This is a genomic window from Williamsia sp. R60 (genome assembly GCF_054063855.1).
Genome location: NZ_JBSSGR010000004.1, coordinates 336,922 through 363,156, shown reverse-complemented (window position 1 = coordinate 363,156; position 26,235 = coordinate 336,922). Strand labels below are relative to the sequence as shown.

Below are 26,235 nucleotides of genomic sequence, written 5' to 3'. Positions count from 1 at the left end.
TTACCACCGTTCGACGTCGTGCGCCAGTGGGCCTGCGTGGTCTGTAGAACGCGGGTCAGGTGTCCGACAGCATCCAGCGATCAATGTTCCATCCCGTACCGACGCGAGCGTTCCCGGGCACCACGTTGTCCACATTGTCTCCCGAAAGCCGCGTTCGCGGCTCGACGAACAACGGGAGAGCCGGCATGTCCTGCCACAGCAACAACTCGATCTCGCGGAGGAGAGGGAGTTGACCCGCGGGCCGAACCGTCACCGCGAGCTGGTCGATCAGGGCCGAGACCCTCGCGTTCGAGTACCTGCCGATGTTGCTCGGATCGCTTCGATGGAAGGCGTAGGAATCCCGGATGGGATCGGCGGCGCCCGTGGCGGCGAATCCGTTACCGGAAGCGGTGATCAAGGCATCCACCTCGGTGCCGAGACTCGCCGGACCGATGGTGTCGGAGGCGGCGTCGACCACGGTGATGCCGGCACGCTGGCAGCTGGCCGTGATGGCGGCCACCATCTGACCTCTGCGCATGTCCGGTCCCAGATAACCGATGCGGACGGTCATGGCAGCGCCTGCCCCTGACTCGCGCGCTTCCCGTGCGGCACGCTCGGGGTCGGCCCGCAGGTAGTCGCGACCGAACTCGGCATCGAGTGCACCCGTGAGGAGATCACCGGGCCCGAGCAGATGGTTGTTGGCGATGGGGGCCCCGCGGCCGAACTCACGGGCGAGACCGTCACGGGGTACGCACGCGGCGAACGCGCGACGCGCGGCCGACGTGGCGAACACACCGCGACCAGCCATGACGATCCGCTCGACCCCCAGCGAGGCCGGTGGCATCGGCCCCGGAGGTGGCGCCGCGGTGGTGCTGGACTGTTCGCGCGGCGCCGGGTCGACGGCACTGTAGGTTCCGGCCCCGATGTCGAGCACGTCGACCTTCGAGTCACCTTTGCCGTCCGCGAAATCGTCGCTCATCGCAGTGGACCGCGGCCACAGCGTCAGCTGTTGTTCACCGGCGGGTTGGCCCCACCATCGGTCGTTGGCAGACAGCACCAGTCCGCCGTCTCGGGTGTAGTCCTGCACCCGATAGGGGCCCAGTGCAGGGAAGTCTGCGGATTCGAATTCGCCGGGTGTCATCGACAGACCCGTGTTCCAGATCCGCGCCATCTGTCCCAGGACGCGGCGGTCGCCTCGGCTTATGGGTCCGACAACATCCGGCACCCCCGAGGCACGGGCAACCAACTGAGGAGGGATCAGCGTCCCCGCCCCGAACAGCCCCTTCCAGTCGCGATAGGCGCGGCCGGGCCGGAAGGTGACGGTCGCCGTCTTGGCGCCGGGGGTGCACTCGACGCGTTCGATGTCGCGATAGCCCGCGGTGGTGACGGGTTCGAATCCGGAGAAACGCCCGCTGTGGGCAGCCCACGCCAACGTCATCGCATCGCAGGTCAGCGGTACCCCGTCGGAATACACGGCCCGGGGATTGATCTGGTAGTTCACCGTCAGACGGGAAGGGTCGACCGGCTGTGGTGTCGCGGTTCCGATGTCGGTGTCCGCGATGACGCGCCCGTCGGGCCCGAGGTAGCTGAATCCGGGCAGCACCCGCGCCAGAGCCATCTGCCCCCCGCCGATGCCACCGTTCAACGTCTCGGTGTTGTATGTGGTCACCGCACCGTCGATCAGGTAGTTCACCGAGAATTCGGCGTCTTCTGAGCAACCCGCGACCACTGCCGTCCCACACACCATCGCCAGCGATGCGGCAAGCAGTGCGCGGGATCTCATCACCGCACAGGTTAGCGTTTGCGGCGCCGCTTACCCGACGGACGCGCCCCTGCATGTGGGGCGCTTCCCGACCGCTGCGCTCGAACCGGCGCGGGGGCGGTTTTGGTCAACGTGGTGGTGCCACCGACTGCGGGTGCGACGTCATCGGTCGCCGGTACCGATCGACCCTCACGCTCGCTCCGACGGGCCAGCACCTTCCGGGTGTGCGAGCCGATGTCCTTACGCCGTTCCTTCAGGGTGGCGAGCAGCGGGGTCGCCAAGAAGATCGACGAGAACGTGCCGGTGACGACACCGACCATCTGGACCAGACCGAGGTCCTTGAGGGTGCCCACTCCCAACACCCACACCGCGATGACCATCAGGGACAGCACCGGGAGTACCGAGATGACAGTGGTGTTGATCGATCGCATCAGGGTCTGGTTCACCGCGAGATTGGCCTGTTCGGCATACGTGCGCCGGCTGGTGTGCAGCACCCCACGGACGTTCTCTTCCACCTTGTCGAAGACCACCACGGTGTCGTAGAGAGAGAAGCCCAGGATCGCCAGGAAACCGATCACCGTCGCCGGTGTCACCTCGAAGCCGACAAGGGAGTAGATGCCCGCCGTGGTGGCGATGTCGAAGAACAGCGCAGCGATCGCCGCCACCGCCATCTCCTTGTCGAAACGGATGGCGATGTAGATCGTCACCAGCACCAAGAACACCGCCAGCGCGATCAGCGCCTTCTCGGTGATCTCACCGCCCCAGGTGGAGCTGACGTCCGACGAGCTCACATCGTTGGGCGCGAGCCCGAACTCGTCCGACAACGCATCGGTGACCTTGATCAGCTGCTGGGCGTCGAGGGTCTCGGTCCGGATCTGCACGGTCTGGCTGGCCCCCGACCCCGCGGTCTGGACCGACTGCGGATCCTCGCCCATGGCATCGGCGTAGGTCGACTCGACCTCGCTGGTCGACACCTCACCGGTCTTGGGGAACGAGATCTGGGTTCCGCCCTCGAACTCGATCCCGAGGGTGAATCCGCGGATCCCGATACTCGCGAGCGAGATGAGCACAAGCGCGGTGGTGATCATGAACCACATGCGCCTGCGGCCGACGATCTCGAAGGCGCCGGTACCCGTGTAGAGGCGGGACAGCAGCGACCGGTTGGTCGCGGCGGTGAAGTCGGCGTCGCTGGTGGGTGCCCGGCGGTCGGTGTCAGCCATTGCGCACTCCTCCCGAAGTCGTGGTGGGACGCTCGGCTGCCGCCTGGCGCCGCTCCTTCGCCACCTGGGTGACCCCGCCGAGACCGTTCACGCTCGGCTTGGACAGGAAGTTCGACCGGGATGCGTAGACCACCAAGGGATAGGTCACGAGGAAGACCACCGCGACGTCCAGAATGGTCGTCAATCCCAAGGTGAACGCGAATCCCTTCACGTCACCGACGGCGAGGAAGTACAGCACACCGGCCGAGATCAGGCTGACCGCGTTGCCCGACCAAATGGTGCGCTTGGCTCGCGCCCAGCCGCGTGGAACAGCCGAGCGGAAGCTCCGGCCTTCACGCATCTCGTCCTTGATGCGCTCGAAGTAGACGACAAAGGAGTCCGCGGTCATGCCGATACCGATGATCAGACCGGCGATGCCGGCGAGATCGAGGGTGAAGTTGATGTACCTGCCGAGCAGGACCATGATCCCGTAGACCATGATCCCCGACAGGGTCAGCGACAGAACCGTCAGGATCCCGAGCATCCGGTAGTACGCCAAGGCGTAGATGAAGACCGCGATCAGACCGATCAGGCCTGCGATCAGACCGGCCTTGAGCGACGACCAGCCGAGGGTCGCGGACACCGTCTGGGCGTCAGATGCCTTGAACGACAGGGGCAGAGACCCGTACTTGAGGACGTTGGCAAGATCCTTGGCCTCGGTCTGGGTGAAGTCGCCACTCACCTCGGTGGTGCCGTTGATGGCGCCGTTGATCTGCGGGGCGCTGACCACCTTGGAGTCCAGGGTGAATGCTGTTGCCTTGCCGATGTTCTGGGCGGTGTAGCTCGACCAGAAGTCGCGGGCGCCACCCTTGTAGTCCAACCGCACGATCCATGCGCCTGCACCCTGGGTGGTCCCGGCCTCGGCCTTGTCGATGTCGCTGCCCTTGATGATCTGCGGTTCGAGCAGATACACCTGGGTGCCGTCCTCGGAGCAGGTCACCAGGAACTGCTCGGGATCGTCGTTGCCCTGCAATGGATCCGGCGCAGAGGGATCGCAGTTCATCTTTGCCATCTGCGCTCTGAGGGCATCCGTGTTCGCGTCCTTGGGCGCCTGCCGCAGTGCCTTGGCCTCTGCGATCGCCTGTTCGGACGTCTGTCCCTCGGGAGCGGGCGGAGCGTTGGGCTGGGGGGTGGCCGCCTGTACATCGGCGACCGGGCGCACGTAGAGCAATGCGGTCTGTCCGAGGGTGCGGGCCTGTTTGCCGTCGTCACCGGGAACCGTGATCACCAGGTTGTCACCGTCGATGATCACCTCGGACCCGGAGACGCCGAGGCCGTTGACCCGCTGCTCGATGATCTGTTTGGCCTTGTCGAGCTGGTCCCGGCTCGGTGCGCTGCCATCAGGGGTACGTGCGGTGAGGGTGACCCGCGTCCCGCCCTGGAGGTCGATACCGAGTTTCGGGGTCGCTTCTCTGCTGCCGGTGAAGAACACCAGCCCGTACACCACGATCATCAACAGGAAAAAGACGATCAACATCCGTGACGGAGGTACTTCACGGTTTGACGACGATGCCACGCTGCCTACGTCTCCTCAGTTGTCCTACGAACCCCGTACAGACCGCGGGGGCGTCCGTCACGGTACGTGCTCCGACATCGACGATGTCGCGCACGCCCGTGTGACGCCCCCTTGGCCGGGAGAGCTCTATGACTTGTCTTGGTCTCCGCGAGACTTCTCGAGAGTGATCGAGTCGTCGTGATCGGCGTAACTGTCCGCGTTGCCGTGGTCGGCGAAGCCGAAGTCGTCGTCGTCGGAATCGGTGTTGTCGATCAGCCCGACGCCGGGGTAGCTGTCGGCGAGGTCGTCGGCATGGACGACCTCACGGATGGCCAACCGGTTCCAGCGAGTGACAACGCCATCGGCGATCTCGAGGTCAACGGTTCCGTCGGCCAGCCCGGCAACAGTGCCGTAGACGCCCGAGGTGGTCTGGATACGTGCGCCGATCTGGAGCGAGTCTTGCATCTCCTGAGCCGCGGACATCGCCTTCTTCTGGCGACGAACGGACAGGATCATGAAGCCGACCAAGAAGACCAGCAGGATAGGAAATATCAATTCCATGGTGGTGTGTTCAGTCCTTGATTTGTCATTCGTGCACACGAGCAGCGCTCGCCATCACACCCAGTGTGCCATCCCGGGCGTGCCGGACCCGAATTCGCCGCTGAGCTCCGGCTGAGAAATGTCAGACCGCGGCCGGGTCGTCGTCACCGAACAGCGACATCATGGCGGACCCGTCCTCGCGCACGCGCACCCCGAACGAACCGTTCAGGGCGCCGGCAGGCGGCGTGAGACCGAGGTGGTGCCACGCAGCGGCGGTCGCGACCCTCCCCCGCGGGGTGCGGGCGATCATCCCGGCACGCACGAGAAATGGTTCGCACACCTCTTCCACCGTGGCCGGCTCCTCCCCGACCGCGACGGCCAAGGTGGACACTCCTACCGGTCCGCCGCCGAAGCCACGGACCAGTGCACCGAGAACAGCCCGGTCGAGCCGATCGAATCCGAGTTCGTCGACGTCGTAGACGGTCAGGGCAGCCCGCGCCACCGCGAGGTCGACGACGCCGTCCGCCCTTACTTCCGCGTAGTCGCGCACCCGCCGCAGGAGACGGTTGGCGATCCGGGGGGTACCGCGGGAACGAGACGCGATCTCGGCGCCGGCGTCCGGCTCCATCGTGATCCCCAGGATGCCTGCCGACCGGCTCAGGACACGCTCGAGTTCACTTTCCTCGTAGAACTCCATGTGTGCGGTGAAACCGAATCTGTCCCGCAGTGGGCCCGTCAGAGCGCCCGAACGCGTGGTGGCGCCGACCAAGGTGAACGGTGCGACATCCAGCGGGATGGACGTGGCACCCGGCCCCTTGCCCACCACCACGTCAACGCGGAAATCCTCCATTGCGAGGTACAGCATCTCCTCGGCGGGCCGGGCGATGCGGTGGATCTCGTCGATGAAGAGGACATCTCCCTCGACCAGGTTCGACAACATCGCGGCGAGGTCCCCGGCCCGCTCGAGCGCGGGGCCGGACGTGACCCGCAACGCGGCACCCATCTCCCCCGCGATGATCATCGCCAACGAGGTCTTGCCCAGCCCCGGTGGACCCGACAGCAGAATGTGGTCGGGGGTGCCACCACGGCCGCGCGCCGCCTGCAGCACCAGCTCCAGCTGTTCGCACACCCTCGGCTGACCGATGAAGTCGCCGAGCGACTTCGGGCGAAGGCTGTTGTCGAGGTCGCCGTCTGCCGTGATCCGGCCGGCGTTGACGGTTCGGTTGACCGGTTCCGGCTCGGCGATCGGGTAACCCGACTCGCCGATACCGTCGAAGTCGTCGATGTCGTCGGGGGTCATCGGGTCTTGCCCAACGACGCAAGCGAGGCACGCAGGACTGTCGCGGAGTCGGCGTTCGGCTGATCCGCCAGCACTGCGATCACCGTCTTCTCGGCGACGGGAGCCGCAAAGCCAAGGCCGACAAGCGCTTCGGCGACCTGGTCGCGCACCGACGAACTCGGCAGGCTCGACGCGTCGCCCCCCGTCGTGTGCGGTCGGTCGACTTTGTCCCGCAGTTCGACCACCAGTCGTTCGGCGACACGCTTGCCGATGCCGGGGACGGTGATCAATGCCTTGGTGTCGCCGCCGGCCAGAGCCTCACGCAGGGCGTCGGGCTCGAGCACGGCCAGTGTGGCCATCGCCAGACGTGGTCCGACGCCGGTGACGGTCTGCAGAAGCGTGAACAGCGAACGGGCGTCGGGCTCGGTGAACCCGTACAGGGTCATCGAGTCCTCGCGCACGATCATGGTGGTGAGCAGCGTTGCCTCCGAGCCACGCCGGACCGAACCGGCCGTGCTGGGGGTGACGAGAACCTGATACCCGACGCCTGCGCAGTCGATGACGACGTGATCGAGCGCCACGTCGACCACGGGTCCACGTACCGACGCGATCACCGTCCTACCGCCTTCTTGGCCAGGGCGACCCGATCGCGATACGCCTTCTGCTGCGCCAGAGCGACCGCTTGGGCCTGCTCCATCCGTTCCTGGATCGGCCCACGCCAGCAGTGGCAGATCGCAAGGGCAAGTGCGTCCGCGGCATCGGCGGGCCGCGGTGCCTGCTGCATGCCGAGGATGCGGGTGACCATCGCCGTCACCTGGGCCTTGTCGGCCCGTCCGCTTCCCGTCACCGCGGCCTTCACCTCGCTCGGTGTGTGAAATCGAACGGGTACCCCGCGCTGAGCCGCGGCCAGGGCGATCACGCCACCGGCCTGGGCGGTGCCCATCGCGGTGCTGACCTGGTGCTGGGCGAACACACGCTCGATCGCCACGACATCGGGCCGGTGGGTGTCGAGCCAGTGCTCGGCAGCGGTGTGAATGGCGAGCAAGCGGTTCTCCAGTGCCATGTCGGGTGGGGTACGGATGACGTCGACATCGAGCGCGGTCACCGAGCGGCCCGTGCCCGACTGGATGAGCGCGATACCGCACCTGGTCAGCCCGGGGTCAACACCCATCACCCGCATGCAAACCCGCTTTCGGCTACGACTCGAATCTGCTCGGCACGAACAGTTGTTCGATATCGTAACCGGCGGTCACGACGGTCTCAGGCATCAACACGCGGCACCGGTGATGTCACTCCGATTCGAGCTCGGCGAGCACCTCGTCGCTGATGTCGACGTTGGAGTAGACCTCTTGCACGTCGTCGGAATCCTCGAGTGCGTCGATCAGCTTGAACACCTTGCGGGCGCCATCGGCGTCGACCGGTACCTCCACCGACGCACGGAAGCTGGCCTCGGCGGATTCGTAGTCGATGCCCGCATCCTGCAGCGCCGTCCGGACCGCGACCAGATCTGTGGGTTCACTCACGATCTCGAAGGTGTCGCCCAGGTCGGTCACCTCTTCTGCGCCCGCTTCGAGGACCGCCATCAGGATGTCGTCCTCGCTCTGGCCGTTCTTCTCCAGGGTGACGACACCCTTGCGCGCGAACAGGTACGAGACCGAGCCGGGATCGGCCATGTTGCCGCCGTTGCGGGTCATGGCGGTGCGCACCTCGGTGGCGGCGCGGTTCCGGTTGTCGGTGAGGCACTCGATCAGGATCGCGACGCCGTTGGGGCCGTATCCCTCGTAGGTGATGTTCTGCCAATCGGCGCCGCCGGCTTCTTCGCCGCCGCCACGTTTGCGGGCGCGTTCGATGTTGTCGTTGGGTACCGATGACTTCTTGGCCTTCTGAATGGCGTCGTACAACGTGGGGTTACCACTCGGATCTCCGCCACCCGTGCGCGCGGCGACCTCGATATTCTTGACCAGCTTGGCAAACATCTTGCCGCGCTTGGCATCGACCACCGCCTTCTTGTGCTTGGTGGTGGCCCATTTTGAGTGGCCGCTCATTCAGCAAGCCCCTTTCGTACTGCTCGGGTGTGTGGCGTCGAGAACTGCGGACCGATCCTACTCGCCACCGGCGGTGCGGCGACGAGCCTCACCGCTTTCCTTGCGCCGCCCTGACCATCTCGACGAAGTACTCGTGGACCCGCCGGTCCCCGGTGACCTCTGGATGAAAGGACGTCGCGAGCACATCGCCCTGCCGGACAGCGACGACACGGCCCGCGGCCGGGCCATCGGGAACCGTGCCCAGAATCTGGACCGATTCCCCGGAAGACTCGACCCAGGGAGCCCTGATGAAGACAGCGCGCATCGGTCCGCCATCGATTCCGTCGATGTCGAGGTCGGTCTCGAACGACGCGACCTGGCGACCGAATGCGTTGCGCCGCACCGTGATGTCGAGGGCGTCGAGATGCTGCGCGTCCGGTCGTGTGTCCAGGATGTCGCGCGCGAGCATGATCATCCCCGCACACGATCCGTAGGCGGGCAGTCCATCGGCGAGGGCCTCGCGGAGCGGTTCGAGCAGGCCCAGCACCACGAGCAGCCGGCTCATCGTCGTGGATTCACCACCCGGGATGATGATCCCGTCGATGGAGTCGAGTTCGGAGGCCCGGCGGATCGACACGGGCTCGACGCCGATCTCGGTGAGGGCGGCGTGGTGTTCGCGGACATCGCCTTGCAGCGCGAGGATGCCGATCCGCACCGGCGTGCTCAACTCTCCCTCTTCGCGTGCTGGTCCGCGGGCAACTTTCGTCCGGTCCGCGCGAGACCCTCCTGGGTCACCGCCGCCACCATGACCCCGTTGCGGTCATAGATCCGGCCCTGGGTGAGGGCCCGGCCACCCCCCGCCGACGGCGACGTCTGGTCGTACAAGAGCCACTCGTCGGCGCGGAACGGCCGGAGAAACCACATCGCGTGATCAAGCGAGGCGGCCTGGGCGTCCTCGTCGGGGTGGGCTACCTTCGCCGAACCCAGCAACGTCATGTCGCTCATGTAGGCGAGTGTGCAGATGTGGAACACGGGCTCATCGGGGAGCTGATGGCGGTACCGGAACCAGACACGTTGCTGGGCGGCCAGATCGCGGCTGCGGACGAGCTGGTCGCCCGGGACGATCCGGACGTCGAAGTTCTCCCACTCGCGAAAAGGTGACATCGCCTTGCGGTCCTGGGCGGTGAGAACGTCGACCAGATCCTCCGGATCGGGCACCGACGGCATCTTGTCCTGATGCTCGAATCCCTGGTCCTGAACGTGAAATGACGCGGACATCGTGAAGATCGCCATACCGTCCTGCACCGCTGTCACCCGCCGGGTGCAGAACGAACGGCCGTCGCGGATGCGGTCGACCAGGTACACGGTCGGCTCTTCGGGGTTCCCGCCGCGCAGGAAGTAACCGTGCAACGAATGGACCACAAAACGAGCGTCGACCGTCTTCGTCGCCGACACCAGGGCCTGCCCGGCGACCTGCCCACCGAAGGTGCGCTGCAGGTGGCTCGGGTGGGCGTGCCCACGATAGATGTCTTTTTCTATCGTTTCGAGCTGCAGAATCTCTTCGATCGTCGCCATGAGGTGGCACCACCTTTCCGACGACGATTATGGCTCACCGAGGGCGCAGGCCCATCACGGCTCCCCCGCCGGCGGTCAGAGGTCGTCGATCGACACGATCCCGTCCTGGATCGCGCGGGCCACGAGTGCGGCTTTGGTCGGGGCAGGCCGACCGACCTCGTTGTACTTGACCCGGATCCGGGCGAGATGGGTGTTGACGGTGCCCAGTGAGATGAACAGCGATTGGGCCACCGCCGACTTGGAATCGAGGTTCAGCCACGCACGCAGTACCTCGATCTCGCGTTGCGACAGTTTGGGCGCGCGGTAAGCGGTGGTTGTGCCGGTGTCGGCAGCCCCCTCTGGCCGCCCGCTGCGACCGTGACCCGACATGGGAACCGCAGGAGTCGCACAGATGACCCCGGGCTGCGAATGCGGCGCCGCGCGACCGGGCAGAGGCATCGTCCGCTGCTTGAGCCGAGCCAGCGCTTCCTCCCTGGTCATCCGGACCGGGGTCGTCGGCCGGTAACCGACCCGCGTGCGACTGGGAGCGCCAAAGGTGTTGTGCAGTACGGTCATCGGTGATTCTCCTGGTCTGGGGGGCCGGTTTTCTCCTGCCCTCTATCGAAGTGTCTAAACACTAAAACCGGCACACCGGACATGTCGATGGGTAGAACTACCCACCACATGAGCCCAGCTCAGAAGGGGTTTCGCGGGGGACTGACCATCAACTCACCACAGAGGCCACCGCGGATCCGCCCACCGGCCGCCAGGCAGCGGCCCAGCTCTCGATCAGCCGATCACGCCGTTGCGGCGCGCCTCGGCATCGATGAGCACCAGATCCTCGCGTGTCACCAATCGGGCGGCCACCGCATATTCGACCAGCTTGACCCGCCGATTGCTGGCGAGCCGCCCCGAGCCGCCGCGGACACCGGACACCCCGATCTGGTCGAACTTGTCACACACGTTGTCGAGTTTGCGGTTGAACTTCGTCAACGACCAGCCGAGCCTGGCTGCGGCCTGCGCCGACGACGGGATCGAACTCGCACCGGTTCCGTTGCGCCGCAACACCTCTTCGGCCAAGACAACTATCAGTAGCTTCTGACTCTCCGTCAGGGACACCACCCCGATGGTGGTTTCGCCGCTTCGTGCCGGCTCCTCTACCGGCGCAAGATTCAACGGCATTGCGCCTGAATGGATTTCGAGCTCATACGTCGTGGGGCCCGCCGAGAACACCACAGCGGTCACGCCGAACACCAGAGGCACCCGAGCGCCGGGAGCCAGCGTCGCCTGGAATCCGGCGTCACCCGCCACGACCCCTGCGGACAGATGCGACCCCACATTGGACAGCCACCACAACCCGTCTTCGTGGTGCAGCATGAGGAATCTGCGATGCAGATAAGGGTTGTCGTCGATATCGAGATCGGCGTCGCGGCCGATGTGGAACGGCTCGTCCGGACTGACCGCCACCCGCTCGCCGCAGAACTCCACGAACGTCTCGGCGATCGGGCGTTTGACGCCTTCAGGCTGACCGGGTTCGCCCGCCGGATCGGTGATCGTCATCGCCGGATCACGACGCGGGGTCGGAGACGTCCGGAACCGCCTTCACGTCGGCGATCGCCACGGTGACATTGTCACGGCCACCGGCCTCCAGAGCGGCCGAGACCAGCGCCTGCGCAGCCGCTGTCGGATCGTCGAAGCCGGCCAGGATCGCGGCGATCGCATCGTCAGCCAACTCACCGGTGAGACCATCGGAGCACACCAGGATCCGGTCATCTTGCTCCACCGGAAACGTGAAGAAATCGGCCTCCTGCTCCATCCCGGCACCGAGTGCCCGGGTGATCACGTTGCGGCGTGGGTCGACACGGGCCTGTGCTGCGGTCAGGAATCCCGCATCCACAAGCTCCTGCACCTGAGAGTGGTCGACGGTCACCTGCTCGAGCTTCGAGTGGGCAAAACGGTACGTCCGCGAATCCCCGATGTTCAGCACAAGCCAATGGGGTCGCCCGTCGCTGTCGACGAGCATCGCCCCGGTGACGGTGGTGCCGGCACGGCGGCCCGAGTCGGAGTCGATGTTCTCGATCTGGCGGCGCGCCTCCCCCAACAGGTCCACCACCGAATCGCGTGTGCGGTTCACCCCTGTCACCGTTGTGTCCGACAACGCCGACAACGCCGCCTCGCTGGCGAGCTCACCGCAATCATGACCGCCCATGCCGTCGGCCACCAAGATCATCCCAGGGCCGACCAGAGCCGCGTCCTCATTGGTCTCACGCAGCAGGCCGACGTCGCTGACCACAGCCCAGTTCACCTCGACCTGACCGAACTCGCCTACCCCGCTGCGTGTCTCGTCCCGGACGGTCCCGGTCGCTTCCATCGTCATGTGCCCTCCGCGCTCACGCCCAGGATCGAGTACCGCGTCTGTTTCACGGTCGAGCTCCGCCTTCGGCTCCGTCTCCGATTCACGGTCGAGCTCCGCCTTCGGCTCCGTCTCCGATTCACGGTCGAGCTCCGCATCCTGGCTCATCTCGCAACCTCGAAACTGCACTGTCCGAGATGCACCACGGTGCCCGGACCCACCTCGTACGGATGTCCGGGTCGCATCGCGGTCACCGACTCGCCGGTGTCCAGAACCGATCGGACGTCTGGGCCCGTACTGATCATCCACAATTTCCCGTCCGCCACGCTGAACTGGACCTGCGTGTCGTCCGAAGTTGGCGCCTCGATTGGGGTGACCACGATCTGTGCGCGACCGTGCGACCACTCGACGGCCGGCACACCGAGGTATCCGGCACCGGACAGACCGGTGTAGCTGCCGTCGTCGAGTCGAAGCCGCAAACCGGCGCCGGCCCGGCGTAACGGCAGGGTGCGGGCGCCTGTGCTGGGATCGATGCGCTCGGTGACCGAATCTGCCGCTTCCTCGCCGGGCTCGGCCACGTGTGCGCTGGGCGCCGTGATCACCTCGTACCCTGCCGAACCCACACTGCTCGCAGTCGTTGTGCCGGAGAGCTTCTCGTGACAACCGCGACGGGGACGGCCCCTGTCGATCAATACCGACATCGCTCCGGCGAACAACAGGACGTTGCTCAAATGAAGTACGGCGGTGCGGGTCAGATGCCGCCAGAAACCGATCGGACGGCCCGCCCGGCCTGTGGTGATCGTGGTTCTCGCCAACACCTGGCCCGGGGTACGGATGCCGTTGGCCCGCGCGAGTGCCGACGAGATCCAGCTCGCAACCGGCACCGCCACGCACACAACCAAGGCCGCGTCGAGGCCGAAGATCAGACCGGCGGCGAGCAGAGCTGCAACCGCAGCCAGCAGGATGGCGACATCAACGAGATAAGCGGCCACCCGTGAACCGTTCGAGGCGGGGATTCGACCCGCAACCAGAGCCTCACGCGGCGACCTCGGTACTGCGCCACCTCTGGTGACGAACATCTGCTGTCCACATTCGGGACAGCGGGCGGACGCGGACGGGATCTGGGTTCCGCAGCGGCCGCAGCCGAGCGGAATCGCTTCGAAATCAGCGGACGCGCTGGTCATCTCCGATTCCCCGCCCCCGCGTCCACGTCAATTCACCAGCCGCGCTCGGCAAGTCGATGGGGTTGTGGGATGTCGTCGACATTGATACCGACCATCGCCTCACCCAGTCCACGCGACACCTTCGCGAGCACGTCGGGATCGTCGTAGAACGTAGTCGCCTGCACGATCGCGGCAGCACGCTCTGCGGGATTGCCGGACTTGAAGATTCCCGATCCCACGAAGACGCCCTCGGCGCCCAACTGCATCATCATCGCCGCGTCCGCGGGGGTGGCGATGCCGCCGGCGGTGAATAGCGTGACGGGCAATTTGCCCAGCTCGGCAACTTCGACGACCAGGTCGTACGGCGCCTGCAGCTCCTTGGCGGCGACGAACAGTTCGTCCTTGGGCAGTGAGGTCAGCCGCCGGATCTCGTCGCGGATCTTGCGCATGTGTGTGGTGGCGTTCGAGACGTCGCCCGTGCCCGCCTCACCCTTGGACCGGATCATCCCGGCGCCCTCGGTGAGCCTGCGGAGCGCCTCGCCCAGGTTGGTTGCGCCGCACACGAACGGCACGGTGAACTGCCACTTGTCGATGTGGTTGGCGTAGTCGGCCGGGGTCAGCACCTCTGACTCGTCGATGTAGTCGACACCCAGGCTCTGGAGGATCTGGGCTTCGACAAAATGTCCGATGCGAGCCTTGGCCATCACCGGGATGGACACTGCCGAGATGATCCCGTCGATCATGTCGGGGTCGCTCATCCGCGAGACCCCGCCCTGTGCACGGATGTCGGCCGGTACCCGCTCGAGGGCCATGACTGCGACAGCGCCCGCGTCCTCGGCGATCTTGGCCTGCTCGGCTGTCACGACGTCCATGATCACGCCGCCCTTGAGCATCTCGGCCATGCCACGCTTGACCCGCGCGGTACCGGTGCCGGCACTTTCCGCTGGCACCGATGAACCTGGATCTGGGGCACTGCTCACGTCTATAGCTCCTGTGGTCTAGTCGATTGCTGAGCTTCCAGTCTAGGCTTTCTCGGCGCCGCGTGGTCCGGCGGCATCACACGCCCCTTTTCGACGTCGGGCGGGCAGGTCAGACGGGCGCTCGCTCGACGATCTCGAAGTACAGCGGGGTCGGTGCGGTGCCACCCAGGTGCAGCCATCGCACCGGTCGCCGATTGCGAAGGGCCAGGGTGTCGCGAACGGCATCGTTGTGGAACCGGCGGGCGATCATCACGCGGGTCTCGGCGTCGGCAAGCTCGGTGACCAGCTGCGATCGCAGCGACGAGAGGTCGATCTGGGCCAGCGCCGCCGACACGACGTTCTCGGCGGATTCACGATCCGGCCGCGCCGAACCCTCCGCGCGGTCGGCGGCGATGATCAGTTCCCGGCCTTCTGGACCGAGGCCGGCCCCGATGGATCGGGCCACCACGGCCCGGCGGGCAAGCGCGGCGTCGAGCGCCTGCCAGCACAGGTCCACCCGCACGTGGAGTCGGTCGAGCCGGTTGGCGGTTTTGTAGGCCCAGCCCAGACCGAGCAACACCAGCACCGTGATGACGCCCAGGATCAGGACGGTCAGGGCGGAGATGGTCATGAAGTCCTCTCAGAAGGGGTCAATCGGAGACGACGACCTTGCCGGCCCCGACGACGACGGTGTCGTACACACGCAGGATCTGGTCGGCGACCTCGGACCAGTCGTAGCGGGCGGCGCGATCGCGTGCACGGCGGACCATCGCGGCCCGGCCGTCGTCATCACCGAGAACGGAGATGATCCCCTGGGCGAGTTGGTCGGCGTCCCCTACCTCTACCAGCACACCGGCCTGTCCGTCGTCGAGCACCCGCCGGAACGCGTCCAGCTTGCTCGCCACCACGGCGGTACCGGCGGCCATGGCTTCCACGAGCACGATGCCGAAACTCTCGCCGCCGAGGTTGGGAGCGCAGTACACGTCCGCGGAACGGAGGGCGCGGGCTTTGACGTCGTCATCGACCTGGCCGAGGAACACGAGGTGGTCGGCCAGGTCGCCGGCCTTGCCCCGCAACGTTCGCTGGTGACCCCCGCCGACGATCAGGACACGCACGTCCGGGAAGCGCGCCACCACAGCGGGCAGTGCCTTGATCAGCACGTCAACACCCTTGCGTGGTTCGTCGAAACGACCGAGGAACAGGACGGTTCTGCCGGGGTGCGGATACCCGTCGAGCGGTTGGGCTCCGGCGAACATGTCCGTGTGCACCCCGTTCGGGATCTCGACCGCGTCCGAACCCAGAGATTCCATCTGCCAACGTCGGGCGAGTTCGGAGACGGCGATCTTACCGGCGATGCGCTCGTGGTAGGGACGAAGTATCCCCTGAAAGATGCTTAGTATCAACGACTTCGTCGTGGATGTATGAAAAGTGGTGACGATCGGGCCCTGCGCGACCATCAACGACAACATGGAGACACTCGGCGAGTTCGGCTCGTGCACATGGAGGACGTCGAACTTCTCCTCCCGAAGCCAGGATCGCAGTTTGTGATAGGCCTTGGGCCCGAAGGCGATCCGGGCAACCGATCCGTTGTACGGGATGGCGAGGGCCTCGCCCACCGACACCACATAACCGGGCAGTTTCTTGTCGTGTCCGGCGGGCGCGAGAACGCTCACCGTGTGTCCCCGATCGATGAAGACCTGCGCCAGTTCCATGACGTGGGCCTGCACACCGCCCGGGATGTCGAACGAGTACGGGCAGATCATGCCGATCTTCATCCCGCGGCGCCCTCGACATCCTCGTTGCTCCGAGAGGTGTCGGCCCCCTTGATGCGCTCACGGCGCTCGTCGGACCAATCGGCCTCCCAGAGCGGTTGCAGCATGTGCCAGTCCTGCGGGTGGGCGGCGATGTTCGTCTCGAACACCGTTGCCAGCGCCTGGGTTGCCGCCTCCACTCCCCCGGACGTGTCGATCGGCCCGGTGAGCGATATCTGCGAGGTATCCGGGCCGGTGTACCAATGGTGAACCCCGACGAGGGCGGCGCCGGTGTCGATGGCGAGTTTCGCCGGGCCCGCGGGCATCCGCGTCGGCTCGCCGAAGAACTGAACGGGGACACCGTGTCTGGCCAGGTCCCGTTCGCCGAGGAGACACACCACCCCGCCGCTGCGCAGCCGCTTGGCCAGCTGTCCGTAGGGGGGTTGTTCGCCACCGCTGAGCGGGAAGATCTCGAATCCGAGGGTCTCGCGGTATCGGACAAAACGTTCGAAGAGCGAATCCGGTTTCAGTCGCTCCGCCACGGTGGAGAAGTCCCCGATGTTCTGGACGAGCCAGACCCCGGCCATGTCCCAGTTGCCGCTGTGGGGCAACGCGAACACCACGCCCTTGCCCTTCGCGAGGGCTGTGTCCAGCAGTTGTCGATCCGGTGGGGGGAGGTCGACCCGCGACGCGGCCACCTGAAAATCCATGGCGGGCAGCCGAAATGCCTCGCGCCAATAGCGGGCGTAGGACCGCATGGCATCTCGCATGAGGTCGTCGGGTACCTCTGCGGGTGTACAGCGGACCACCCTGGCGAGGTTCTTGCGCAGCTGGACCGGCCCGCCACCCCGGCCGCCGACGTAGCCTCCCACACTGTCGAACACCGTGCGCGCGACACCCTCGGGCAGGCGCCGCACAAGCGACCACCCCGCCGCGTACCCCAGGTCGGCAATACGCTCGCCGGCCGTCGTCACGACTCCGGTCCGTCCTCGCCCTGGGTCGCCCCACCGGCGGAGGGAGCGGCGATCGGCTGCAGATCGGTGGCTCCGGGCGACTTGTAGACCGACCACATTCGCTGAAACACCGTGATGATGCTGCCGACGGCGAGAAGCCACATCGCGATGTGGATGGCCCACGGCAGTCCGATACCGGTGAGGCCGGCGCCGACGAGGACGATGACGAGGCGGTCCGGGCGTTCGATGAGGCCGCCGTCACCGTTGAGTCCGCTGGCCTCGGCACGTGCCTTCGCGTACGAGATGACCTGCGAGGTGACCAGGCAGATCATGGTCGCGACGAACAGCCACTGGTGCGGCTTCTCCACCAGGCACCACCAGCCGAGGCCGGCGAAGATCGCGCCGTCGGCGAGCCGATCACACGTCGAATCGAGCACCGCACCGAACTTGGTGCCGCCGCCGCGTGCCCGCGCCATCGCGCCGTCGAGCATGTCGAACATCACGAAAAGCCAGATCACCAGGGTGCCGACGAACAGGTAACCCATCGGGTACAGCGTCACCGCTGCCGCGATGGTCGCCACCGTTCCGATGACGGTCATCGCGTCGGGCGTCAGGCCCGTCTTGATCAGGGCCCGCCCCAGGGGCAGGGTGACCTTGGACACCGAGGCGCGACCCAGGACGCTCAGCATGGATCGTTCACGCTCTGCTTGGTCATGTTCCGTCCTCGAGTTGTCGCCAGGCGTCGGCGAGCAGAGTCCTGGTGTCGCGCAGCAACTGCGGCATCACCTTCGTCTCCCCGACCACCGTGATGAAGTTGGCGTCTCCACCCCACCGCGGAACCACATGCTGGTGCAGGTGTTCGGCCAGCGAACCACCGGCTGCGGCACCGAGATTGAGCCCGACGTTGAACGCGTCCGGATTGGAGACCGCTTTGATCGCGCGAATCATCTTCTGCGTGAACACCATCAGTTCACGGCTCTCGACCTCTGTGAGGTCTTCGAGGTCGGCGACCTGCCGGTACGGCACGATCATCGTGTGCCCGGGGTTGTACGGATAGAGGTTGAGCACCGCGTACACCGATTCACCTCGGGCGACCATCAGCCCGGCCTCGTCCGACATCCGTGGGATGTCGAGGAATGGGTGGACGGACTTCGCGGACGTGGTGTCGTCCCCGTCCGGGTCCACACCCGATCGCGGGGCAGCCGTGATGTACGACATCCGGTGCGGGCTCCACAGCCGCTGAAGCCGGTCCGGGTCGCCCGGCCCCTGGTCGCGGATGACGCCGGGGTTGTCGGTGTGGGTCACCGGGCCTCCCCGGCAGCGTCGGCAGGCGTCGCGACCAGTTCGGCGGTCGGGGATTCGTTGCGACGCTGGGCGACCCAGTCGGAGATCAGGGTGACCGCGTCTGCGACCGGAACCCCGTTGACCTGTGTGCCGTCACGGAAACGGAAACTGACGGCGCCGGCCTCCACGTCACGTTCGCCGGCCAGCAACATGAACGGGACCTTGCCGGTTGTGTGATTGCGGATCTTCTTCTGCATCCGGTCGTCCGAACCGTCGACCTCGGCACGGACGCCGAGCGACCTCAGCTGTGTCACGACACCGTCGAGATGGGGAACGAACGCGTCCGCGACCGGGATGCCCACAACCTGCACCGGGGACAGCCACGCCGGGAAGGCGCCGGCGTAGTGCTCGGTGAGCACACCGAAGAACCGCTCGATGGATCCGAATAACGCTCGGTGGATCATCACCGGCCGGTGCTTGGACCCGTCGGCACCGGTGTACTCCATCTCGAATCGCTCCGGCAGATTGAAGTCGAGCTGAATGGTCGACATCTGCCAGTTTCGGCCCAGCGCATCCTTGACCTGTACCGAGATCTTCGGTCCATAGAACGCGGCCCCACCGGGATCGGGCACCAACCGCAGACCGGATGCCTCGCCGACCTCGGCAAGGGTGGCCGTCGCCTCTTCCCAGACCTCGTCCGAACCCACGGACTTCTTCGGATCCCTGGTCGACAGTTCGAGGTAGAAATCGTCGAGGCCGTAGTCCTTGAGCAGTCCGAGTACGAAGTTCAGGGTGGTGGTGAGCTCGGCCCGCATCTGTTCGCGAGTGCAGTAGATGTGCGCGTCGTCCTGAGTCATTCCGCGAACCCTGGTGAGGCCGTGGATGACTCCCGACTTCTCGTACCGGTACACCGACCCGAACTCGAAGAGCCGCAGTGGCAACTCCCGGTAGGAGCGGCCCCGTGCGTTGAAGATCAGGTTGTGCATCGGGCAGTTCATCGGCTTGAGGTAGTAGTCCTGGCCGGGCTTGCGCACCTCGCCGTCGTCGTCGAGTTCGGCGTCGAGGTGCATGGCCGGGAACATGCCATCGCGGTACCAATCGAGGTGACCGGAGATCTCGTACAGGTTGCTCTTGGTGATGTGCGGGGTGTTCACGAACTCGTAGCCCTCGGCGATGTGCCGCTGGCGCGAGTAGTCCTCGAGTTCCTTGCGGATGATGCCGCCCTTGGGATGGAACACCGGCAGACCCGAGCCCAGCGCGTCGGGGAAGCTGAACAGATCGAGTTCGGCACCGAGCTTTCGGTGGTCGCGGCGTTCGGCCTCGGCCAGCAACTCGAGGTAGGCGTCCATCGCCTCGGCCGATTCCCAGGCCGTGCCGTAGATGCGCTGCAGGTCCGCGTTGTCCTGGTCGCCGCGCCAGTATGCCGCCGAACTGCGGGTCAGCTTGAACGCGGTGATGTACTTGGTGGTGGGCACGTGCGGACCCCGGCAGAGATCGCCCCAGATCCGTTCGCCGGTACGAGGATTGAGGTTGTCGTAGGCGGTGAGTTCGCCACCCCCGACCTCCATCACCTCGGGGTCGTCGGCCGAACCCTTGTCGTCGACCAATTCGAGCTTGTACGGTTCCCCGGCCAGTTCGGCCTTCGCCGCGTCGACCGACTCGTACACGCGCCTGGAGAAGCGCTGACCGGACTTGATGATCTGCTTCATCTTCTTCTCGAGCGCGGTCAGATCGTCAGGCGTGAACGGGTCCTCGACATCGAAGTCGTAGTAGAAACCGTTCTCGATCGGCGGTCCGATCCCCAGTTTGGCCTTGGGGTCCAGATCCTGAACCGCCTGCGCCAGCACATGTGCAGCCGAGTGCCTGATGACGCTGCGTCCGTCGTCGGTGTTGGCCGCAACGGGCTCGACCACCGCATCGCTCGTGGGCGACCACGACAGGTCGCGAAGCGTCCCTTCCGCGTCGCGGACCACGACGATCGCCTCGGGCCCCTTGTTGGGATGACCGCTGTCGCGCAGAGCCGCCCCCGCAGTGGTCCCGGCCGCCACCGTGATCGTGGCTGGGGGCGGGGCGGCGGCGTTCTCGGGCACCAGGAAACTCCTTGTCGAGGCAGACCACTCGACCGGCACGGCCGAGCTGGCGTATCAGTCCATGATCGTAGTGCCCGGCGGACCCACTACCCCCTACCGGTCGCCGAGAAGTTCGGGCGCGATTACAGAATCGGGCTCTTCAGCCACGACCAATCGAGACCGATCCAACCGGCCGCCATCTCGAGCGCGCCGAGCAGCCAGAGCGTCAGGAGCACGATGGCGCAGGTCAGGATGGCGAATGCCGCCTGGACCGTCCAGTGTTGCTTCTTGATCCAGTCCATCCATGCGTCGTACTTGCTGCGCGCGAAATGGAGCAGGCGGCGCGCCCAGTCGAACTCGGACGCGAGGATGCCCAGACCGGCGAACACGATCAGCCATCCGGGACCGGGGTAAGGGATCGCCGCGATACCCACGAGAAGGACGCCCGTTCCGACCACACCGACACAACAGCGGTAAATGAGATTCAGGCGGCGTTGCTCCCGAATCTGGTCACGCTTGTTGCCGATTGCGGAGAGAATCCCGCCCTGGGACCGTTCTTCGTCGGCATCGACTTTCGCGTCATCAGGCATGACGTTCCTTTGTCCGAAATTGACCGTTTGCAAACCTTTTCCGGCAACTCTACGGAACTCGGCAACGCGGGAGATGCAACAGGACTGCGCACGGACGTCAGTCGATTGAACGGGAGATGAAGTGGTCCCGGCTGGGATCGAACCAGCGACCTTCCCGGTGTGAACGGGACGCTCTTCCACTGAGCCACGGGACCTGACGTCTACCCCGGCTGAACCGGGGTCTGCGACCGAAAGACATTAACACGCACACCCCGCCGGAACCCAAATCACATCGACTCGATTCACCCCGGGTGTCGCCGCGGCCCGTGACCTGGGGATCGTTCTGCAACCGACCGTTTGACCAGCGGATTTGTTGCTTTGTGGGTACGTCCGATAATGTTCACGTTCGCACCCAGAGCAGCAGTTTTCAGGGTGCATGCGGATGTAGCGCAGCTGGTAGCGCATCACCTTGCCAAGGTGAGGGTCGCGGGTTCGAATCCCGTCATCCGCTCGGAGCACGATATTTCCACCGTGGCGGTGTGGCCGAGTGGTGAGGCAACGGCCTGCAAAGCCGTGCACACGGGTTCGATTCCCGTCGCCGCCTCCAGATCAGTTCGACAACTGAACACAATCTCGCGCGATTAGCTCAGCGGGAGAGCGCTTCCCTGACACGGAAGAGGTCACAGGTTCAATCCCTGTATCGCGCACCACCTGCACCACAGAATGACCCGGCGACCCCGGGTCATTCTCATGTGACGGGTACGGACGGATTGTTCATCACATCGAGTCACAGGAATTCCATGAACGACACTCTCGACCGCGACGTCTTGAGTACACCCTGAACTGGGCGAGCACCAACGGGTACTCGGTCAGCGGAAGCCAGATCCTGATCGAGTTGCTGCCGATCAGCCGCGAGTACAGCAACATCGAGGAACGGGAACGGGCCCTGCACGCCGCTGCACAGCAACTCGTGTCCGGCCAGGCCGAGCTGGCCACCAGCTCACGCTGAGAGACCTCACGCCGCTGAGCGGCCCGCGTGATGCCCGTGTTGAGATGATCGTCGTGAGCGGTCCCGAGATACTGGTGAACTTCACCGACGATCCCACCGACGCCGACCAATTGGCGGAGGTCGCGGCCGCGACCTTCCCCCTGGCCTGCCCTCCGGATCTGAGCGCCGACGACGTCGCGCACTTCATCGCGACCACATTGTCGGGTCAGCACTTCCGCAGGTTTCTCAGCGCGCCCGATCATCACGTCCTGAAGGCAACGGACAGCGCCTCCGGTGCCATCGTGGGGTACGCACTCCTCATCGACTCCGAACCCGACGACACCGACGTCCTGGCGGCCATTCCGGAACGCCCGCTGACGATGGTGTCGAAGTTGTACGTGCTACCCGGCTTTCACGGCGGAGCGGTGTCCGCGGCGCTGATGTCGGCAGCGCTCGCGCACGCCACCGAGCAGGGCAGCGCCCGCATCTGGCTCGGCGTGAACGAGCAGAACCGCCGAGCGCAACGGTTCTACGAGAAGATGGGTTTCACCATCGTGGGGCGCAAGTCCTTTGTCGTCGGCGGCAAGCGCTGCAGCGATTACGTGCTCGCGCGCACTCCCCCGCCGACGTCGGATCTGCATTGACCCTGAAGGGCTACGCCGATTCCGCGAACCGTGACAGTGCGAGCAGACGCGATGTCGCACGGAGATACTTCTTGCGGTAACCACCGGCGAGCATCTCCTCGGTGAAGATCTCGTCCAGCTTCGAACCCGAGACCATGAGCGGCGTTCCGGCGTCGTAGAGGCGGTCGGCCAGCACCACGAGACGCAACGCGACCGTCTGATCCGCCGCGGGGTGCACACCTTCCACGCACGCCAGGGTGACGCCCTCCACGAGCGCCTTGTACTTGGAGGGATGCAGCTTGGCCAGGTGTGCGCAGAGTTCGTCGAAGTTGTCCAAGGTGGCACCGGGAGTGCTCTCGGCCAGGTTCTCGAGCTCTGCGTCGCTGTGGGGTGGCGGGGCCGGCGGCAGGTCGCGGTGCCGGTAGTCGGGGCCGTCGACGCGGATGGCCTCGAACACCGCCGCCAACTTCTTGATCTCTCGCAAGAAGTCCTGCGCGGCGAAACGACCCTCGCCGAGTTGCCCCGGCAGTGTGTTGGACGTCGCGACGATGGAGACGCCCTTGGCCGACAGTTCGGTCAGCAGTCGCGACACCAGCATGGTGTCGCCCGGGTCGTCGAGCTCGAACTCGTCGATACACAGCACGGAGTGGTCCGAGAGCCGGTCGAGGGCATTGGCGAAGCCGAGAGCTCCGACGACGTGGGTGACCTCCACGAAGGTCGCGAACGCCTTGGGCCCCGGCATCGCGTGATAGATCGACGCGAGGAGGTGGGTCTTGCCGACGCCGAAACCGCCGTCAAGGTAGAGGCCCAGCCCTTGCTGCGGCGCGGACTTGCGCCCGAAGAGGCCACGCTTGCCCCCCTTTGCCTTGGTCGCGCGTTCGACGAAGCTGCGCGCGGCCTTGACCGCCTCGGCCTGGCTTGGCTCGTTGGGGTCGGGAATATACGAGTCGAAACTGACCTCGTCGAACATCGAGGGGGGCACCATCTCATCGACGAGGGCCTCGGGCGCGACCTGCGGAGTGCGGTCACTCAAACGTGCTGGCATGCGCCGAGCCTAGCGACGTGACGAGAATGGCTGTGTGTACCCACTGCGCAAAGCGACCCAGCTCACAACCGGTGACCTCGACGACAAGGCGCTCGCCGCCCTCTACGCCTATCCGGAGGGTCAGACGGGCGTCGCCCGGGTACGCGCCAACATGATCGCGTCGATCGACGGGATGGCAACGGTCGCAGGGCGATCCGGCGCCCTGGGGTCGTCGGGTGACCAGCGGTTGTTCTCGGTTCTGCGGGCACTGGCCGACGTCATCGTGGTGGGTGCCCGCACCGCTGTCGCCGAGGGGTACGGGCCGGTTCAACCACATCCTTTGCTCGGAGAGCTGCGAACGACCGAGGGCCGGCCGGCGGCCGCGGCGCTCGCCCTGGTCAGCAACACGCTCACCATCCCGGTTCCCGGAGAGGGTGATTTCACTCTCGCACCGAGCACCACCGTCCTCACCTGCCGTTCGGCCCCCGCAGGCGCTCGCGCTCAGCTGCGCGACGCCGGGGCGACCGTCGTCGACTGCGGCGACGAGGAAGTCGATCCGGCACAGGCGATCGGGTACCTTGCCGACCGCGGCCTGACGCAGATCTTGTGCGAGGGCGGGCCGGCCCTGCTCGGTTCGCTGCTCGACAGAGATCTGGTCGACGAGCTCTGCGTGACGGTCAGTCCCAGGGTCACTGCGGGTAGTGGCAAACACATGACGGCCGGTTCGGACGCGGTACGTGGAATGCGACGCGCCCACGTCCTCGCCGACGACGAGGACTACCTGTACCTGCGCTGGGTGCGCGATCAGGAGTGATGTCGTTCGCCAGTACCCTCGCCGATATGCAGCGCGCTCTTGTGACCACAGACGACCGCACCGGCCGGATGTGGTCGCTCAGCGGCCCGGATCGTTCAGCCCGTCGACGCTCACTGCGCCTGCTGGCGGCAGCGATGGTGGCGGTGGGCATCCTCACCGGATGTACCGCCGGCCCCGATCCCGGGCCCGATCTGGTCATCGAAGAGAACAACGGCGGAGGCCAGGCCCCGACGACCACGCCGCCGCCACCGAACCTCGAAGTCCCCAAACAGGATCTGGCGTGGCGAGAGTGCGGCGACGATCTCCAGGAGCGGTTTCCCGGGACCGCTCTTGCACCGGGCGTCACGTTCGAGTGCGGCAACTTCGAGAACTCGGTGACACCGGGCACCCAGAGCATCGACACCGTGACGGTCTCGGCTGTCCGAGCACGGTCGGCCGACACGCCCGCCGACGCTGCTCCGCTGGTGCTGACCTCCGGCACCGACATACCGTCCACCCGCACCCTGCTCAGCCTGGCCCAGGGTGGCGGTCGCAATCTGTTGTCGGCGCATCCCGTGGTCGCTGTCGACCGGCGCGGGACCGGCGCGTCGACGCCGCTCGACTGTATGACGAACCTGGAACGAAACACGCTCCTGAACAACGGCTTCAGCGCCTCATCCGCTGACTACCCGGCGCGCGTGGAGCGACTGGCCGCCGCGGGGACGTCGGCGTCGGACGGTTGTACGGAAATCCTGAGCCCGCACCAGGTGCAGTTCACCGCCAACAATGCGGCAGCCGATCTCGAGAAGCTGCGCACGGTGTGGCAGGTGGACCGGATCGGTATCGCAGGCGTCGGGGAAGGCGCAGCTGTGGCACTCGCCTACGCCGGGCTCTACACCGACCACCTGGCCCGGCTCATCCTCGACACGCCGGCGCCGTATTCGACCAACGCCCAGACCACCGGGCAACAGATCGCCGAGGGCACCGGCGCGGCACTCGGCTTGTTCGCCGATCAGTGCCGGGCCATCAGCTGCTCCCTCGGGGCCGACCCCGGCGTCGTCATCGCAGGCCTGCTCGATCGGGCGCGTACCGGCGGCCTCGACGGGATCGCCGATACCGACGTCCTGGCCGCACTGACCACCACCATCGCGCTCGCGCCCGGCGACCGGGCCACCGTCATCACCACAGCCGCCGACATGCTCAGTGCGGCCGACGGCGGCGCTCTCGGCCCACTGCGCACGGCGATAGGTCAGGCCCGGGCCCTGCGTGGCACCGACGGTCAGCTGTTGTCACAGTGCAACGACACCTTCGAACCCGTCGGACGCAACCAGATCGACGGGTTGATCGCCGAATGGGGACGCCAATACCCCCTGACCGGTGCCGGCACGGCACTCGGCCTCCTGCGCTGCAACGGCTTCCCCGCCGGAGCCGCCCCGCCGACCATCGGCGAGATCCCGGTGCCGGTGCTGATGTTCACCGGCTCGGGCGACACCATCAACGGACCCACCGCGTCCGACGGCATCAACGGCGCCCTGATCGGCGCCGGTGCCACGTCATCGATTCTCTCGTGGGAAGGCCTCGGCTACTCGGTGCTGGCGCACTCGGACTGTGCCGGGGAAGCGGCCATCGCCTACGCCCGCTCTGGTGAACCACCCGCTCCCGGTGCGTGTCCGGCCTGACCGGATCAGCGGGACCGGCATCGGTTCGTAGTGTCGGGGACGGCGCAGAGCCGCTGTCGTAGTACGGTGCGGCAGTGTCGATCAATGACCCATCCACCGGAGACCACCAGAAAACTTCCGCTGACGTCGGACGGG

The 26,235-nt window shown here is 66.1% G+C and carries 25 protein-coding genes, 4 tRNA genes and 1 pseudogene; 6 read left to right on the top strand and 24 right to left on the bottom strand.

Annotated elements, in window-relative coordinates:
• Positions 1-55 precede the first annotated feature (55 nt).
• The 23 genes and pseudogenes from ACVWY6_RS20655 to ACVWY6_RS20545 all read right to left on the bottom strand — a co-directional run bounded on the left by ACVWY6_RS20655 (position 56) and on the right by ACVWY6_RS20545 (position 21,208).
• Positions 56-1,762, bottom strand: a complete 1,707-nt coding sequence (locus ACVWY6_RS20655) for an ABC transporter substrate-binding protein (RefSeq protein ID WP_457540621.1) — start codon at positions 1,760-1,762, stop codon at positions 56-58.
• 11 nt (positions 1,763-1,773) lie between these two features.
• Complete coding sequence (gene secF / locus ACVWY6_RS20650) at positions 1,774-2,961, bottom strand: protein translocase subunit SecF (protein ID WP_116915425.1); 1,188 nt, start codon at positions 2,959-2,961, stop codon at positions 1,774-1,776.
• Positions 2,954-4,477: a protein translocase subunit SecD gene (gene secD, locus ACVWY6_RS20645; protein WP_211339056.1), complete on the bottom strand. Its 1,524-nt coding sequence runs from the start codon at positions 4,475-4,477 to the stop codon at positions 2,954-2,956. Before secD ends, secF begins: the two co-directional genes overlap by 8 nt.
• Positions 4,478-4,642: 165 nt before the next feature.
• Positions 4,643-5,056: a preprotein translocase subunit YajC gene (yajC, locus tag ACVWY6_RS20640; protein WP_023959525.1), complete on the bottom strand. Its 414-nt coding sequence runs from the start codon at positions 5,054-5,056 to the stop codon at positions 4,643-4,645.
• A 121-nt stretch (positions 5,057-5,177) separates the two neighbouring features.
• Positions 5,178-6,335: a Holliday junction branch migration DNA helicase RuvB gene (ruvB, locus tag ACVWY6_RS20635; protein ID WP_457540618.1), complete on the bottom strand. Its 1,158-nt coding sequence runs from the start codon at positions 6,333-6,335 to the stop codon at positions 5,178-5,180.
• Positions 6,332-6,928, bottom strand: a complete 597-nt coding sequence (ruvA, locus tag ACVWY6_RS20630; protein ID WP_030163232.1) for a Holliday junction branch migration protein RuvA — start codon at positions 6,926-6,928, stop codon at positions 6,332-6,334. Before ruvA ends, ruvB begins: the two co-directional genes overlap by 4 nt.
• A complete protein-coding gene (gene ruvC / locus ACVWY6_RS20625) occupies positions 6,925-7,494 on the bottom strand; it encodes a crossover junction endodeoxyribonuclease RuvC (RefSeq protein ID WP_457540616.1) in 570 nt (189 codons plus the stop codon). Before ruvC ends, ruvA begins: the two co-directional genes overlap by 4 nt.
• Before the next feature lie 109 nt (positions 7,495-7,603).
• Positions 7,604-8,359, bottom strand: a complete 756-nt coding sequence (locus tag ACVWY6_RS20620) for a YebC/PmpR family DNA-binding transcriptional regulator (RefSeq protein WP_023959531.1) — start codon at positions 8,357-8,359, stop codon at positions 7,604-7,606.
• 88 nt (positions 8,360-8,447) lie between these two features.
• The gene (gene pdxT, locus ACVWY6_RS20615; RefSeq protein WP_457540613.1) at positions 8,448-9,065 is read right to left on the bottom strand and encodes a pyridoxal 5'-phosphate synthase glutaminase subunit PdxT; all 618 of its coding nucleotides are present in this window, start codon (positions 9,063-9,065) and stop codon (positions 8,448-8,450) included.
• Entirely contained in the window at positions 9,062-9,913 is an 852-nt protein-coding gene (gene tesB / locus ACVWY6_RS20610; RefSeq protein ID WP_023959535.1) for an acyl-CoA thioesterase II, read from the bottom strand. Before tesB ends, pdxT begins: the two co-directional genes overlap by 4 nt.
• A 75-nt stretch (positions 9,914-9,988) precedes the next feature.
• Positions 9,989-10,468: a response regulator transcription factor gene (locus tag ACVWY6_RS20605; RefSeq protein WP_023959537.1), complete on the bottom strand. Its 480-nt coding sequence runs from the start codon at positions 10,466-10,468 to the stop codon at positions 9,989-9,991.
• Between the two features lie 213 nt (positions 10,469-10,681).
• On the bottom strand, positions 10,682-11,452 hold the full coding sequence (locus ACVWY6_RS20600) for an FHA domain-containing protein (protein ID WP_243404314.1): 771 nt from the start codon (positions 11,450-11,452) through the stop codon (positions 10,682-10,684).
• Positions 11,453-11,459: 7 nt separating this feature from the next.
• Positions 11,460-12,413: a PP2C family protein-serine/threonine phosphatase gene (locus ACVWY6_RS20595; protein ID WP_457540610.1), complete on the bottom strand. Its 954-nt coding sequence runs from the start codon at positions 12,411-12,413 to the stop codon at positions 11,460-11,462.
• Entirely contained in the window at positions 12,410-13,429 is a 1,020-nt protein-coding gene (locus ACVWY6_RS20590; RefSeq protein WP_457540609.1) for an RDD family protein, read from the bottom strand. The genes ACVWY6_RS20595 and ACVWY6_RS20590 overlap by 4 nt, the downstream gene beginning before the upstream one ends.
• A 32-nt stretch (positions 13,430-13,461) precedes the next feature.
• Positions 13,462-14,388, bottom strand: a complete 927-nt coding sequence (gene pdxS / locus ACVWY6_RS20585; protein WP_030163259.1) for a pyridoxal 5'-phosphate synthase lyase subunit PdxS — start codon at positions 14,386-14,388, stop codon at positions 13,462-13,464.
• A 121-nt stretch (positions 14,389-14,509) separates the two neighbouring features.
• Positions 14,510-14,998: pseudogene (locus ACVWY6_RS20580) on the bottom strand (exopolyphosphatase); the annotation flags it as partial.
• A 19-nt stretch (positions 14,999-15,017) separates the two neighbouring features.
• Positions 15,018-16,142: a glycosyltransferase family 4 protein gene (locus ACVWY6_RS20575; protein ID WP_062797952.1), complete on the bottom strand. Its 1,125-nt coding sequence runs from the start codon at positions 16,140-16,142 to the stop codon at positions 15,018-15,020.
• Positions 16,139-17,092: a phosphatidylinositol mannoside acyltransferase gene (locus ACVWY6_RS20570; protein WP_457540607.1), complete on the bottom strand. Its 954-nt coding sequence runs from the start codon at positions 17,090-17,092 to the stop codon at positions 16,139-16,141. Before ACVWY6_RS20570 ends, ACVWY6_RS20575 begins: the two co-directional genes overlap by 4 nt.
• Positions 17,089-17,760: a phosphatidylinositol phosphate synthase gene (gene pgsA, locus ACVWY6_RS20565; RefSeq protein WP_457540605.1), complete on the bottom strand. Its 672-nt coding sequence runs from the start codon at positions 17,758-17,760 to the stop codon at positions 17,089-17,091. The genes ACVWY6_RS20570 and pgsA overlap by 4 nt, the downstream gene beginning before the upstream one ends.
• 22 nt (positions 17,761-17,782) lie before the next feature.
• Complete coding sequence (locus ACVWY6_RS20560; protein ID WP_023959555.1) at positions 17,783-18,376, bottom strand: HIT family protein; 594 nt, start codon at positions 18,374-18,376, stop codon at positions 17,783-17,785.
• Positions 18,373-20,445 carry a threonine--tRNA ligase gene (gene thrS / locus ACVWY6_RS20555; RefSeq protein ID WP_457540602.1) on the bottom strand — a complete coding sequence of 691 codons (2,073 nt, stop codon included), beginning with the start codon at positions 20,443-20,445 and terminating at the stop codon, positions 18,373-18,375. Before thrS ends, ACVWY6_RS20560 begins: the two co-directional genes overlap by 4 nt.
• 122 nt (positions 20,446-20,567) lie before the next feature.
• Positions 20,568-21,014 (bottom strand): TIGR02611 family protein, encoded by a 447-nt coding sequence (locus ACVWY6_RS20550; RefSeq protein WP_023959559.1) that lies wholly within the window; start codon positions 21,012-21,014, stop codon positions 20,568-20,570.
• 122 nt (positions 21,015-21,136) lie between these two features.
• Positions 21,137-21,208 (bottom strand) — tRNA-Val (locus tag ACVWY6_RS20545).
• A gap of 223 nt (positions 21,209-21,431) precedes the next feature.
• On the opposite strand from ACVWY6_RS20545, the gene ACVWY6_RS20540 reads away from it, so the two are divergent.
• The 4 genes from ACVWY6_RS20540 (at position 21,432) to ACVWY6_RS20525 (ending at position 22,625) form a co-directional block, all read left to right on the top strand.
• A tRNA-Gly gene (locus ACVWY6_RS20540) sits at positions 21,432-21,504 on the top strand.
• A gap of 22 nt (positions 21,505-21,526) precedes the next feature.
• Positions 21,527-21,600 (top strand) — tRNA-Cys (locus ACVWY6_RS20535).
• A gap of 28 nt (positions 21,601-21,628) precedes the next feature.
• Positions 21,629-21,703 (top strand) — tRNA-Val (locus ACVWY6_RS20530).
• A gap of 343 nt (positions 21,704-22,046) precedes the next feature.
• A complete protein-coding gene (locus ACVWY6_RS20525) occupies positions 22,047-22,625 on the top strand; it encodes a GNAT family N-acetyltransferase (protein ID WP_457540600.1) in 579 nt (192 codons plus the stop codon).
• Positions 22,626-22,635: 10 nt separating this feature from the next.
• On the opposite strand, the gene zapE is transcribed toward ACVWY6_RS20525, so the two are convergent.
• Positions 22,636-23,649 (bottom strand): cell division protein ZapE, encoded by a 1,014-nt coding sequence (gene zapE / locus ACVWY6_RS20520; RefSeq protein ID WP_457540597.1) that lies wholly within the window; start codon positions 23,647-23,649, stop codon positions 22,636-22,638.
• 34 nt (positions 23,650-23,683) lie between these two features.
• Between zapE and ACVWY6_RS20515 the strand changes: the two genes are divergently transcribed.
• Positions 23,684-24,442, top strand: coding sequence for a pyrimidine reductase family protein (locus tag ACVWY6_RS20515; protein ID WP_457540595.1), 759 nt, complete (start codon positions 23,684-23,686; stop codon positions 24,440-24,442).
• Complete coding sequence (locus ACVWY6_RS20510) at positions 24,442-26,100, top strand: alpha/beta hydrolase (protein ID WP_457540593.1); 1,659 nt, start codon at positions 24,442-24,444, stop codon at positions 26,098-26,100. The genes ACVWY6_RS20515 and ACVWY6_RS20510 overlap by 1 nt, the downstream gene beginning before the upstream one ends.
• Positions 26,101-26,235: the final 135 nt, after the last annotated feature.